The sequence below is a fragment of the Confluentibacter flavum genome (assembly GCF_002843175.1).
GTDB lineage: Bacteria > Bacteroidota > Bacteroidia > Flavobacteriales > Flavobacteriaceae > Confluentibacter > Confluentibacter flavum.
Genome location: NZ_PJEO01000016.1, coordinates 135,093 through 150,220 on the forward strand (window position 1 = coordinate 135,093; position 15,128 = coordinate 150,220).

The following is a 15,128-nucleotide window of genomic DNA, read 5'->3' on the forward strand; positions in this document are numbered from 1 at the left end:
TTTATTTTCCCTCAAATTTACGGATAAAACATGTCAATTAAAAATAATTAATTGTTATCAAACCATTGATAGTTTTTATATTGTATCAAAATTCCCTTTCGTGCAAGAATTAAATTATTTTACGATATACAATGCATCTGCTGGCAGCGGAAAAACCTTTACGCTCGTTAAGGAATATTTAAAAATCCTTTTTATCGCCAAGAATCTAAACTATTTTAAAAACATTTTAGCCATAACGTTTACAAATAAGGCTGTTGCCGAAATGAAGGAACGCATCATAGAAACACTGATGCAGTTTTCAGAAGACACTATTTTAACATACCCCAACAGTATGTTTGATAGTATTTGTAATGAGCTTAATATGCAACCTTTGGAGCTTCATAAAAAATCTGAAAAACTACTACATACCATCATTCATAACTATGCTGCTTTTGATGTTTCAACCATTGATGGATTTACCCATAAACTTATAAGAACATTTGCCTACGATTTAAAACTCCCTTTAAATTTTGAAGTGGAGCTCGACCAAGATGCTTTGTTGAATGAAGCCGTTGATAGTTTAATTGCCAAGGCCGGAACCGATCAAGCATTAACAAAAGTGTTGGTGGATTTCGCTATTGAAAAAGCAGACGATGATAAAAGTTGGGATGTCTCTTATGATTTTAATAAGATTGCTAAACTGCTTGTCAAAGAAAATGACATCCCCTTTATTGAAACTTTAAAAGATAAAACGTTGGACGATTTTAAGGTTTTAAAAAGCCATTTAAAAGATGATATAAAAAGTCTTGAAACGACACTAGTTGAAAACGCAAAAAGCGTTTTGACCTTAATTGACGAAGCAGGCATAGAACATAATGATTTTTCTGGAGGTTATTTGCCAAAACATTTTCTAAATCTGGCCAATAGAAAATTTGATGTTAATTTTGAAGCAGCTTGGCAACAAGACCTTGAAAACAAACCATTATACCCCAAACGTGTTACAAATGATGTTGCTTCAATTATTGAACAACTACAACCACAAATCGCCAAAGGCTTTTACGAAACTAAAAAAAACGTTTTTCATCTTAAATTCTTAAAAAACTTTTATAAAAACATAACGCCTTTATCGGTTTTAAATGCGATAAACAATGAGCTAACCGCTCTAAAAACAGACCAAAACAAAATACTTATTTCAGAATTTAATAATATTATAAGTCATGAAATAAAAAATCAGCCAGCACCATTTATTTACGAGCGCATTGGTGAAAAATTCAAACATTATTTTATTGATGAGTTCCAAGATACATCCCAATTGCAATGGGAAAATTTAATCCCCCTTATAGACAATACACTTTCTACCGAAAATGGAACGGCGATGTTGGTTGGCGATGCAAAACAAGCCATTTACCGTTGGCGTGGCGGCAAAGCAGAACAGTTTATGGATTTGTTCAATAGAAAATCAATGCCTTTTGTAATTGAACAGGATATAAAAAACTTAACATCTAATTATAGAAGCTTTAAAGACATTGTAGATTTTAACAATAATTTTTTTAAATATCTTTCTAATGTGGTTTTTGTCAAAAAAGAATACCAAAACCTATATGAAAATGCCTATCAAAATACGTTTTTACAAAACACGGGCTATGTTGAGTTATCGTTTTTGGATATTGAAAAAGATGATGATAGAAACGACATCTTTTCAGAACATGTTTTAAAAACCATTCAGAAATGTCTAGAAAACGACTTTGATCTGGAAGATATTTGTATTTTGGTTCGAAAGAAAAAAGAAGGCGTTGCTATTGCCAATTATTTGAGCCAGCATCATATCCCGATAATTTCTTCAGAAACCTTATTAATTTATAATGCGCCTGAAGTTGCTTTTGTAAATAATGTATTATCACTTTTAATTCAGCCAAAAAACAGTGAACTTAAAATAGCTGTTTTAAATTATCTGGCTTCTTTGTTTGGCGTTGAAAACAAGCATGAGTTTTTTTGTAATCACCTCAATTTATCGCTCACTCAATTATTTAAAAGTTTTGAATCTTTCCATATTTACATAAACAATAATTATTTATTACAACTACCGTTGTTCGATTCGGTAGAAACCATTGTCAGAAGTTTTAATTTAGTAAAGAACAGCAATGCCTATGTGCAATTTTATTTGGACGTGGTTTTGGAATTTTCAGAAAAGAAAGGCTCGGATATTGCAGGGTTTTTGGACCATTTTGACAAGAAAAAGGAAACGTTAAGCATTGTATCTCCTAAAGGACAAAATGCGGTTCAAATAATGACCATTCATAAATCTAAAGGTTTAGAATTTCCTATAGTTATTTTTCCATATGCCGATTTGGATATTTATAGGGAATTAGATCCAAAAGAATGGTTTCCCATAAACAAAGAAACTTATCATGGTTTTTCGCATACTTTACTAAACTTTAATAAAGATTTTGAGAATTTTGATGATAATGGCCTTGAGATTTTCAACAATCATAAATCTGAACAAGAACTTGATAATATCAATCTGCTTTATGTCACCTTAACCCGTGCCATTGAGCAGTTGTATATTATTTCAACAAAAAACACCTCATCAAAAAGTGAAATAAATAATAAAAAGTACTCAGGTTTATTTATCAATTATCTAGAATATATTGGTGTTTGGAACGACTCACAACTCATGTATTCTTTTGGAAGCCCAAAAAGGGCAGAAGCAGAAAAATTAAATCAAACTAAAGGAGATTCAAAAGAAAGCATTGTTCAACAAACGTTTATTTCAACGTCTAAAGAGACCCATAATATAAAAGTGGTGACAAAATCTGGTTATCTGTGGGACACTAACCAGCAAGAAGCTATTGAAAAAGGAAATCTCATTCATAATATAATGTCTTTCATAAAAACGAAGGAAGATATAGATTTTGTTATAAATGATTTTATGGTTGCTTCCTTAATAAATAAGGAGCAAGCTATGGTTTTAAAAGAAAAAACTATTGAAATTGTAAATCATCCTTTACTTGAAACATATTTTAGCAATGACTTCGCAACATATAATGAACGGGATATTATTAGCAAACAAGGCATTATTTTGAGACCCGATAGAATTGTCATAAACTCCGAAAATGAAGCCGTAATAATTGATTATAAATCCGGGATAGAAGACAAAAAACACATACAGCAACTACAATCCTACAAAGATTTACTTGAAGATATGTCGCTAAAAGTCTCAAAAAAAATACTAGTTTACATAAACGACACTGTTTTTGTAAGAATAGTTTAGTCAAATTATTTGTTGATTGTAAGACTAATTAGCTGTTTTTTTAGTCCCCAATCACGGAAATTCATCTTCAAATTGGCCTAAATAATATAAAATCATCATTTTTTTATATATTTGTCTTTGTTAATAACATTTAACAACTTACTTTTGTTTCAATTAACACTTAAAATTAAACTTTTTGAATATGAAAAATCTTAGCCGATTATTATTAGCTATGTTACTGGTATTTGCTATTAGTAACTCAAACGCACAAGACAAAAACAACCCCTGGCAAATTTTTATTGGAGCAAATGCAGTAGATGCATATCCTTCTGGTGATGGAGGTTTATTTAGTGACACTTTTGGTGATGAATATTTTAATGCTGAAGACCATTGGAATATTTTACCTTCTTTATCTACAATTACTGTATCTAAATACTTAGGTAATGGTTTCTCATTAGGCCTAGGTGGATCTATCAACAAAATAACGAAGTGGGGAGATATAAGTACTAACCCAGACACAACAAACGAAGTTTCTGATTTATCTTACTATGCTTTTGATGGTATCATTAAGTACAATTTCTTAGAAGGAACTGTTTTAGATCCTTATGTAGGAGTTGGTGGTGGTTACACTTGGATTGATGATATTGGAGCTGGGACAGTTAATGGAACCGTAGGTTTAAATATTTGGTTCAGCGAAAACATTGGTTTAACTCTTCAATCTTCTTACAAACATGCATTCGAAGATTATTTACAAACACATTTCCAACATTCTGCTGGTATCTCTATCAAGTTTGGTGGAGTTGATACTGATGGTGATGGTATTTTTGACAAAGATGATGCGTGTCCAGATGTTGCTGGTTTAGCTGCATTTAATGGTTGTCCTGATACTGACGGCGATGGTATTGAAGACAGCAAAGATTCATGTCCAAACGAAGCTGGTTTAGCCGAGTTTAATGGTTGTCCTGATACTGATGGTGATGGTGTTCCAGATAAAGATGATAAATGTCCAACTGTTGCTGGTTTAAAAGCTTTAGCTGGTTGTCCAGATGCTGATGGTGATGGTGTAACTGATGGTGATGATAAATGTCCTAATGTTGCTGGTCCAGCTGCTAACGGTGGTTGTCCTTGGCCAGATACTGATGGTGATGGTGTTTTAGATAAAGATGATAAATGTCCAGACGTTAAAGGTACTGTTGCAAACAACGGTTGTCCTGAAGTTTCAGAAGAAGTTCAAAAAACGTTGAATGAATACGCTAAAACAATTTTATTTGATACTGGTAAATCAAGCATCAAAACTCAATCTGAAGCTGTATTAGGTGATATCATTAAAATACTTAATGAGTATCCAACTGCTAAGTTTACTGTAGAAGGCCATACTGATAGTGTTGGTAGCGATGCATTAAACCAAACTTTATCAGAAGCAAGAGCTTTATCAGTTAAAGAATACTTAACTGGTCATGGTGTTGATGAATTCAGACTTTCATCTAAAGGTTATGGTGAAGGTAGCCCAATCGATACTAACAATACTAGTAAAGGTAGAGCTAACAACAGACGTGTTGAAATCAACTTAGTTAAATAAGTTATAAACGATAAATAAGTTTTTAAAAACGCTTCGGATATCCGAAGCGTTTTTTATTTTTATAAGATGACAACTTTCATTTTTGATGTATTAAAAGATTTAAAAAACCAAAGTACAAATCTTTCAGAATTAACCTTTGTTTTACCAAGTAAACGGGCTGGGCTATTTTTAAAACATCAACTTTATAAAGTAAATGAGCAAACTGCTTTTGCTCCTTCCATTATTAGCATTGAAGAATTTACGGAAGAACTGTCTCAACTAAAAACCATTTCAAACACAGAACTTCTTTTTGAGTTTTATGATGTTTATAATGTGATGACTGAGGACAAAGAAAAAGATTCATTCGAAATATTTTCAAAATGGGCACAAATTTTACTTCAAGATTTTAATGAAATAGACCGTTATTTAATTCCTCAACAAAAAATATTCACTTATTTAAGTGCTATTCAAGATTTAAAACACTGGTCATTAGAAGAGCCAAAAACCGATTTTGTTAAAAATTATTTGTTGTTCTGGAATCAACTTTATAATTATTATTTACATTTTACAAAACAGCTTTTAAACAAAAAAATGGGATATCAAGGTCTTGTTTATAGAGAAGCTGTGGAGAATTTAGAGGCTTATATTCAAAACAATAGTAAAAAACAGCATATTTTCTTGGGATTTAATGCACTTAATACTTCCGAAGAAACCATAATACAAGAATTACTTCAAAATGATTTAGCTAAAATTTATTGGGACATAGATGCCAGCTTTATGAATAATGGCAGGCATGATGCCGCATTATTTACTAGAGATTATAAATTTAAATGGCATTACTATAAAAACAACCCATTTAATTGGGTTACGAATAATTATTCCAAAGAAAAAAGCGTATCTGTTTATGGCATTCCAAAAAATATTGGGCAAGCAAAACACATTGGTTTTATATTAGACAATTTAAAAAAAGAAAAGAACAATTTAAATAGTACCGCAGTTGTTTTGGGTGATGAAAGTCTGCTTATGCCTATTTTAAATTCATTGCCCGAAAACATTGATGCTTTGAATATTACTATGGGCTTCCCCTTAAAATCCATTCCATTGGCAACTTTGTTTGAACAACTGTTTCACATTCACAAAAAAGCATCCCATACGTTTTATTTCAAAGATGTTGTTACCATTATTTCGCATCCGTTTATAAGACCGTTATTTTATGTAAATGATATTGATTATGCGTCTAAAATGATTGATACCATTCATGAAAACAATTTAATTTATATTTCACCGGAACGCTTAAAAAGCCTTTCAAATACTAATGTTAAACTTATAGACTTTTTATTTTCTAATTGGAATACGATTGATTCAACGTTAAAAAATTGTTCTGAATTAATTTTAACTATTAAAAATGCATTAGATAAAAACAAAGCATCAAACCTGCTTTCTTTAGAATATTTGTTCCGTTTTAATGTGCTATTTAATGAATTGTCTTTATTAAACTCAAAATACAATCACATTAAAACCATACAAACCTTGCATAACGTTTATAAAGAATTGTTAAGTTCTGAAACTTTGGATTTTCAAGGAGAGCCTTTACAAGGTCTTCAAATTATGGGTATGTTGGAATCCCGTGCTTTGGATTTTGAAACCGTTATCATTTCATCCGTAAATGAGGGCATCCTTCCGTCAGGCAAAAGCAACAATTCTTTTATCCCTTATGATGTTAAATTAGAGAACACATTACCTACTTACAAAGAAAAAGATGCTGTTTACACCTATCACTTTTACAGACTTTTACAACGAGCGAAAAATATACATATTTTGTACAACACCGAGGCGGATGTTTTAACTGGAGGTGAAAAAAGTAGATTTATCACTCAGCTAGAATTGGAAGGTATCCATAAAATAAATCATCAAATTATTACGCCTTATGTGCCCATAATAGAAAACGTTTTAAATACGGTTTCGAAAAGCAATGATGTAATTGAAAAACTCATTAAACTAGCTGAAAAAGGATTTTCACCATCATCATTAACTAATTACATAAGAAACCCAATCGATTTTTACAATCAAAAAATATTGGGTATTCAAGAATATGAAGATGCCGAAGAAACCGTTGCCGCCAATACCTTAGGAACCGTTGTACATAATACATTAGAAGATTTTTACAAGCCTTTAATTGGCTCTTATTTATCTGTTGAATTAGTGTCGAAATTAAAGTCCCACATTACAGAGACGGTAATAAATCATTTCAAAAAAATTTACAAAGAAGGAGATATAACAAAAGGTAAAAATTTGATTATTTTTGAAATTGCCAAACGTTATGTATCTAATTTTTTAGACTTAGAAATAGAAGATTTAAAAGTGGGGAATACTATAAAAATAGTTGCCATTGAAGCTAATAAAACCGTTTTAATCAATATCCCTGAACTCCATTTTACTGTAAATCTTAAGGGAAAAGTAGACCGTGTTGACGAATATAATGGTATTACTAGAATTATCGATTACAAGACGGGAAACGTACAACAAAACCAGGTTGAAATTATTAATTGGGAAGATATAACCACCGATTTTGATTCGTACAGCAAAAGTTTTCAAATATTATCTTATGCCTACATGATGCAGCTATCTGGTGATATTGAACTTCCTGTTGAAGCAGGCATCATGTCATTCAAAAATTTAAATTCCGGATTTTTAAAGTTTGCAAAAAAAGATAAATCTGGAAATGGTGCAAAAAAAGAATTTTTAATCACCCAAGATACTTTAGATGCTTTTCATGAAGAACTTAAAAAACTAATTATTGAGATTTGTAATCCTACAATTGATTTTATAGAAAAGGAGATTTAAGCTGTTTTTAATTTCACATGTATCTTAGTTGTATAAACGCTCATTTTATCTAATAACAAATCTTTATTGACAGGTTTGGTCATATAATCGTTCATCCCAAAATCGATAACCCTTTGGCGTGTTTCTTGCATGGCATCTGCAGTTACGGCAATAATTGGTATGGCAGCGATACGTTCACCCAATTCACCACTTCTAATAATTTTAGTGGCTTCATAGCCATCCATAACAGGCATCTGTAAGTCCATTAAAATTAGATTATAAACATCTTTTTTTAAGGCATCTAATGCTTCCTGCCCATTATCAACAACGGTAAAACTAACATGAGTAAACCTTCCCAAAATTTTACGCATGACCATCTGGTTAAGCTTATTATCCTCAACTACCAAAACATGTAAAGGCTGTATTGCACTTTTATTTTTAGGAACCTTATAGGCGACTTCCTTTTTTACGGCGACATTTTTTAATGGCAAATCTATAAATATATCTGTGCCTTTATTGGGCTTACTTTCTAATACTATAGTACCCCCAAAAAGTTCAACTAAATGTTTTACAATGGTTAAACCCAAACCAATACCACCGAATTCTCGCTGGTGGTTAAGTCTCATTTGGTTAAAACTATCAAAAATTGATTTTTGGTTTTCTGGATCAATTCCAATACCTGTGTCTGATATTCTAAAGGAAAAACGACAAATATCATTAGGCTGTTGAATACAATTAAGTTTAAAGCTTATGTGCCCTTCCTTGGTGAATTTTACAGCATTTGCCAACACGTTGTTTACAATTTGAATGAAACGTTCTGCATCTCCATGTACTTTCATTGGAATGTCATGACACATTTCAAATTTAAATTCCAAGTCTTTTCTATGAGCTTCTGCACTCCAATTTTCACTGATTTGATGTAATAAAGTAGAAGGATTAAATGCATTCAAATTTAATTTAAGCTCGTTCTTTTCAATTTTTTCAAAATCAATAATGTCATTCACATTACTTAACAAGCTTAATGATGCATTTTTAATAATTTCGAATTGTTTATATGTTTCATTGTTTTCACTATTAGCCAATTCATTTTCAGCTATTCCCATAATAGCATTTATAGGTGTTCTTAACTCGTGGCTCATGTTAGACATGAAATACGTTTTTAGCTGGCTTATTTCTTCTGATTTTTGAAGCGCCACTGCTTGAGAGTTTTCTTTTTCTATTCTTAAATTTCTTATCAAATTAGTCATCGATAATGATAGAAAAATGACCTCGAGACCCGAACCAAATTTGGCGCTGTTCAGTGTATAAAAATTGTTTGGAAGTAAACTAAGATTATTCATTACAAAGCCCAACAGACCTATTACCAAAAAGAAGATTCCAATAGAGAAATACTTATCTATGGCAATGCACTTATAACGTATTACAAATACTGTCGACAGAATTAATATTAAACTAAATAACCCATTCAAATTGCTTAAAGGATAGGCAATCTCTAAGGTTTTTGGGCTTATAAAAAGCATAATGAACAAAGCTGACAAAATAACATAAATAGCATTGTAGACTTTTTTAAAATCTTTTAAAAACACATCTACTTTTAAAAAGTGCTCACAGTATTTTAACAAGAAAAAATTAGACAATAACCCTGTAATAAGTACGGCCCTACTGTTTAAATATCCACCTTCTGGAAATATGAATTCAAATATAAAACCATCGAGCGCAGATTGCATAAAACCAATCGAAAACACATAAAATCCATAATACAAAAATGACTTTTCCTTTAAACTGGTATAGAAAAACAAGTAAATAATGCCCGCTAAAAATAACAATCCGTAAAACAGCCCAAGAAACAATTGTTGGCTGTAATTCATCATCCAAAAAGAAGTTTCGGTATAGAGATTAAGAGGAATATTTAAGGTTTCTCCATCGCTTTTAAAATGCAAATAAATTTGTTGGGTTGAATTTGCTGGTAAGTCTAATTTAAAAACAGTGGCTCTGTGCTTTACTTGTCGTTCACTAAATGGAATCTTATCCCCACTTTTAAAGTGTTTTATATTATTATTTTCAATTTGGTACAAATTAGCCACATCAGTCACTGGTCTTGCCGTTTCTAGATAATAGGTACTTGTGCGTGCTTTGCTATTGGTTATATTAAACCGAACCCAATAATTATTTGAGGTAAAGCCGACACTATGGTTCTCTGATTCTAATACATTATTGTAAAATAACGAATCTTTTGAAACCTCATTAAGCGTCAAATCAAGATTGCCTGCATCGTAAAAATTGGCATATTCATAAAGTTGTCCTTTACTTTTTAAAGGGTCATAAATAGCATCTTGGGCATATAAGCCAAGACCTATAAAATAGGTTAATAGCAGTAATTGTTTCATGTTTGGGGCATTAAACTACTGTAAACATAAAAAAAAAGACTTTTAAAAAATCCTTTTTCTTGTTTAAACTACTAAAATCCTCGACAAATTTAATCGTTAAACGGCATATCTTGCAGAAATCGATTTAAAACAGTGAGTATTAAGAAAGAATAGTCTTTAGTTATTAACAAAAAACCCTTCTTCATAATTCTAGAAGAAGGGTTTTTAAATTGTTTATAGGCTAGTTTATAAATTCATTACTTCCCTTCTACCACAACAACAGAAAAAGGAGGAATGGTTACAGTAAGTTTTCCTTTATTTATCTCAAAACCTTTATAATCGGCTGGTTGGATTTTTGTTGGATTTTCAAAAGAGTTGTGATCTTGTAATGTTTTTGATGTCAAAACTTTTGCTGTTAAGTTTTTCACACCAAGCTCATTTAAATCTATTTCAATTTTGTTTTCTTTTTTAGAATCCACATTTACCATAGATACATGAACCAATCCTTTACTGTCTTTTGAAGCAGAAACATTTAATGCTGGGAGCGATTTATTATTATAAACATATAAAGGGGAAACAAACTTAATAGGAATTAATTTAGCATCTTGGTGCACTTTATACATTTCCATAACATGGTATGTTGGTGTTAAAATCATTTTAGCTTCTTTAGTAAGAATGACGGCCTGCAACACATTGACACACTGTGCTAAATTTGCCATACGAACCCTATCCGCATGATTGTTAAATATATTAAGGGTTGCGCCTGCTAAAACGGCATCTCTCATAGTGTTTTGTTGATACAAAAACCCTGGATTTGAGCCTTTTTCAACATCATACCAACCGCCCCATTCATCAACTACTAAATCGATTTTTTTAGTGGGGTCATATTTATCCATGATGGCAGAATGTTTGGTAACTAATTCCTCCATTTTCAAGGCCTCGGTCATGGTACCAAAATACTGATCTTCTGTAAAATCTACGGCATCGCCTTTATTGCTCCAATCAATTACAGAATAGTGGTGTAACGCCAACCCTCCTAACATACTATTAGGGATGTTTTTCATTAATGTTTCTGTCCAATTATAGTCATCGCCACTTGCGCCCGAAGCTATACGCACAATATCACCAGTTAAAAATGTAGCATATTTTCTATATTCATTGGCATAATATTCCGCAGTCATATTACCTCCACAGCCCCAGGCTTCATTTCCAATACCCCAATATTTTACTTTCCAAGGCTCAGTTCTACCATTTTTTACACGTAAAGCACTCATAGGGCTCGTACCACCAAAATTAGTGTACTGAATCCAATCTGCCATTTCTTGAACGGTACCGCTACCCACATTTGCAGATAAGTATGGTTCTGTACCAAGTAATTCACACATATTTAAGAAGTCGTGAGTACCAAAGCTATTATCTTCTGTTACCCCTCCCCACCAAGTATTCACTATCGTTGGTCTTTGGTCTAACGGACCAATACCATCTTTCCAATGATAAGTATCCGCAAAGCAGCCGCCTGGCCAACGCAGATTAGGTATCTGCAATTTTTTTAAGGCTTCAACAATATCATTACGCACACCGTTTGTGTTTGGTATTTCAGAATTATCTCCAACAAAAAAACCATCATAAATACATCTTCCCAAATGCTCAGCAAAATGTCCGTAAATATGTTTGTTAATTACTGGCGCATTATCATCGCTTTTAATTGTTATAACTGTGCCATCTGCCTGTGAATAAACACTTAGCGTTGAGACAAAAAAGATTGCCAAAAATCGTGAAATGAGTGATTTAAATTTTAACATAACCATCTGTTTTTTACTATTATTAATACACTTTTTAAGTGTGGAATTTACATTTATAAATTAATTAAAAAAAAACAACATAACCAAAGGTTATTAATGTTTTTAAGGCAGAAGTGCCATAAATAATATAATAAAGAAAAACCCAATGAGGTATAGAACTCATTGGGTTTCATTTAAAGTGGAGAAGATGGGGCTCGAACCCACGACCTCTTGGCTGCCAGCCAAGCGCTCTAGCCAACTGAGCTACATCCCCAATAATTATTTTAGTTCACTTAATACCAAAACAGGAATTGTGCTGCTAAAATCCTTTTTGAGTATTTCATTTTTTTCCCATAATTTGCTGAAAAAACCACGCTTTCTTCTTACTACACAAAGCATATCTGGATTATGTTCTCTATAATGCTCTAAAACACCTTGATAGGTTGTTGGATTTTCTGAAAAAATGGTATTGGATATCAAATTCTTTAATTCGTCACTTAAATCAAAATCTCCTTCATTGTAATAGTGTGTTTTTACTAACAACAAATCAACGGTTGCTTTAAAATGGTCTTTTACATGTTTTAAAGGCGATAAAACACCTTCCTTTTTTATAATAGCAGACTTTACAGCCATTAATATATTATGAATTGGTTTAAAAACCGTTGCTTCTGGAACAATGAGTGCTGGAATTTGAGTTTGCTTAATAATCTTACCCGATGTTTTTCCTAAAAAAACCTCTTCCTTAATGGAGTTCGTTCTTGGTTCAATTAAAATTAAATCAATATCGGCAGCTTTGCTAACCAATTCCAAAGTATCTATTAAATCTCCTTTTAAACTTTTTACTATATAATCAACGCCTTTAGTATCGACTTTAGATATCAAATCATCTAAATAAGCTTTGCTTTCTCGCGCTAAAATGGCATCAACATTAACCATGGTTCCTGCCTTTGTATACACATTATACGTTTGTACAACAAATAATTTAGCCCCAAAACTCTCGGCCAAATCTATAGCATATTGCAAATGACTTATGGAATTTGTAGAAGTGCCTAATGGGACTAAAATGTTTTTCATTCTTATTGAATTTTTATATAGATTTTAAAAATTAATACATGCAAAAGTAATCATTTAAATGAATTGCAAATATACTTAAGAAATTCAATTTTAAACAAGCCACTATTTTACTAAAGTAACTTTGGTTGCTTTTAACAAATTTTCGGTTTATATATTAGCTTAATAATTAATTTACGACTATATTTCCTATAATGATGTTAAAAGCGTTGTGGTTTAAAAATACAAGGCTTTACTTTGAAAAAATTCAATTCTTAATGAAATATTACTTATTATTGGCTCTTTTTGTTTTTGGCCTCAACGGATTTTCACAAATATTAGACCCTGTTGAATGGACTACGGCTGTTGAAAAAATATCCGACACCGAATATGATTTAGTGGTAACGGCTACCATCGAATCAGGTTGGCATTTGTATTCCCAAAAAGTACCAGAAGATGGCCCAATTCCAACAACGTTTACTTTTGAAGGTTCAGAGTCTTATAAGTTAGTGGGAGAAACAACCGAAGATGAAGGGCATGTGATAGACGATCCTGTCTTCATGATGCGTATTAAATACTTTGAAGATAAAGCCGTTTTTAAACAGCGTGTATCATTTACAAACAAACCAGAAACCATAAAAGGCTCTGTAGAGTTTATGGTTTGCGACGATTCGAGATGTTTGCCACCCAATGATGATGCTTTGGTTTTTAATCTAAGTGGAAAACCGTTAGCTGAAGAGACAACCGATACACAAGTTGACAATGCTTCCATAAACCAATTTTTATACGGTTTAACAGCTATAGACCTTGCCAAATCCAATGCTACTTGTAATGATGATGCTACTGTTTCTTCTTCTGAAATCAAAGAAGAAAAATCACTTTGGAGTATTTTTGGTCTTGGTTTTTTAGGGGGCTTATTGGCACTTTTAACACCGTGTGTATTCCCAATGATACCCTTAACCGTTAGTTTTTTTACCAAAAAAAGTGGCGGTAATAAAAGTGCTGGCATTTCAAAAGCCATTTTGTACGGTTTCTTTATACTTGCCGTTTACTTAATATTGAGCATCCCGTTTCATTTATTGGATTCCATAAATCCAGATATATTAAACGACATCTCTACCAACGTTACCCTAAATATTATTTTCTTTTTGGTTTTTGTGTTTTTCGCCTTTTCATTTTTTGGCTATTACGAATTAACAATTCCTGCTAGTTGGACCAACAAAACCAGCAAAGGCGAAAATGTTGGCGGCGTTTTAGGAATCTTTTTTATGGCATTGACCTTGGCATTGGTATCCTTTTCTTGTACAGGACCTATTCTTGGGTCGCTTTTAGCGGGCTCGCTAACAGCCGATGGCGGCGCCTGGCAACTCACGGCGGGTATGGGCGGTTTCGGATTGGCACTAGGATTACCTTTTGCGTTGTTTGCAATGTTCCCAAATATGATGAACGCATTACCAAAATCGGGTGGTTGGCTAAACACCACCAAAGTAGTTTTAGGCTTTTTCGAGCTTGCTTTAGCGTTCAAATTTTTATCGAATGCTGATTTGGTTCAACATTGGGGTTTATTAAAAATTGAAGTCTTTTTAGGATTATGGATTATCATTTTTACCGGATTGGCGTTGTATGCGTTCGGAAGAATGAAATTTCCGCATGATGCGCCCTTAAAAAAATTATCTTTTTCAAGAATCGCTTCTGGTGTTTTAGTGGCATCCTTCGTCATATACTTGGCATCTGGTTTTAGGGTTAATAAAGAAACCAACACGTTTACGCCTTTAACATTATTAAGTGGTTTGGCGCCACCTGTGGGTTATAGTTTTCTATATCCCAATGAATGTCCAAACAATTTAGATTGTTTTAAGGATTTAAAGGAAGGCGTTGCCTATGCCCAAAAAGTGAATAAACCCATTATGCTGGATTTTACAGGATATGCGTGTGTAAACTGTCGGAAAATGGAAGAGCATGTTTGGCCTAAAAAGAAAATTGATGATTATTTAAGAAATGAGTATGTGTTGATTTCTCTGTATGTTGACGATAAAAAAGACCTCCCGGAAGACGAGCAAGTGCTTGTTAACCGAATCAATGGTGGCACTAGAAAACTGGAAAATTATGGACATAAATGGGCACATTTTCAAACGCAATTTTTTCAAACAAATTCACAACCCTATTATGTGCTTTTAAGTCCAGATGGTAAGCAAATATTGAATTCCCCAGTTGGATACACACCAGATGAAGATGAATACGCCCAATTTTTACAATGCGGATTGGATGTTATGCGGCAAAACCCATAGAAGTATGCGCTAAGTGTTCAATAAACCTAAGGT

At 32.5% G+C, this 15,128-nt stretch carries 7 protein-coding genes and 1 tRNA gene; 4 read left to right on the forward strand and 4 right to left on the reverse strand.

Translation table 11 applies throughout. The annotated features are described in order from the left end of the window. Positions 1–100: 100 nt before the first annotated feature. The 3 genes from CSW08_RS05770 to CSW08_RS05780 all read left to right on the forward strand — a co-directional run bounded on the left by CSW08_RS05770 (position 101) and on the right by CSW08_RS05780 (position 7,631). Positions 101–3,250: a UvrD-helicase domain-containing protein gene (locus CSW08_RS05770; protein ID WP_106658955.1), complete on the forward strand. Its 3,150-nt coding sequence runs from the start codon at positions 101–103 to the stop codon at positions 3,248–3,250. 181 nt (positions 3,251–3,431) lie between these two features. Next, the gene (locus tag CSW08_RS05775) at positions 3,432–4,808 is read left to right on the forward strand and encodes an OmpA family protein (RefSeq protein ID WP_106658956.1); all 1,377 of its coding nucleotides are present in this window, start codon (positions 3,432–3,434) and stop codon (positions 4,806–4,808) included. A gap of 66 nt (positions 4,809–4,874) precedes the next feature. Next, entirely contained in the window at positions 4,875–7,631 is a 2,757-nt protein-coding gene (locus CSW08_RS05780; protein ID WP_106658957.1) for a PD-(D/E)XK nuclease family protein, read from the forward strand. Here the strand turns inward: CSW08_RS05780 and CSW08_RS05785 are convergent. The 4 genes from CSW08_RS05785 to CSW08_RS05800 all read right to left on the reverse strand — a co-directional run bounded on the left by CSW08_RS05785 (position 7,628) and on the right by CSW08_RS05800 (position 12,831). Next, positions 7,628–9,997: a hybrid sensor histidine kinase/response regulator gene (locus CSW08_RS05785; RefSeq protein ID WP_106658958.1), complete on the reverse strand. Its 2,370-nt coding sequence runs from the start codon at positions 9,995–9,997 to the stop codon at positions 7,628–7,630. The genes CSW08_RS05780 and CSW08_RS05785 overlap by 4 nt on opposite strands. A gap of 236 nt (positions 9,998–10,233) precedes the next feature. Next, positions 10,234–11,778, reverse strand: a complete 1,545-nt coding sequence (locus tag CSW08_RS05790; protein ID WP_106659021.1) for an alpha-N-arabinofuranosidase — start codon at positions 11,776–11,778, stop codon at positions 10,234–10,236. A gap of 179 nt (positions 11,779–11,957) precedes the next feature. Then, positions 11,958–12,031 (reverse strand) — tRNA-Ala (locus tag CSW08_RS05795). Positions 12,032–12,036: 5 nt separating this feature from the next. Next, positions 12,037–12,831, reverse strand: a complete 795-nt coding sequence (locus tag CSW08_RS05800; protein ID WP_106658959.1) for a universal stress protein — start codon at positions 12,829–12,831, stop codon at positions 12,037–12,039. Positions 12,832–13,085: 254 nt separating this feature from the next. Between CSW08_RS05800 and CSW08_RS05805 the strand changes: the two genes are divergently transcribed. Then, positions 13,086–15,095, forward strand: coding sequence for a protein-disulfide reductase DsbD family protein (locus CSW08_RS05805; RefSeq protein WP_106659022.1), 2,010 nt, complete (start codon positions 13,086–13,088; stop codon positions 15,093–15,095). Positions 15,096–15,128: the final 33 nt, after the last annotated feature.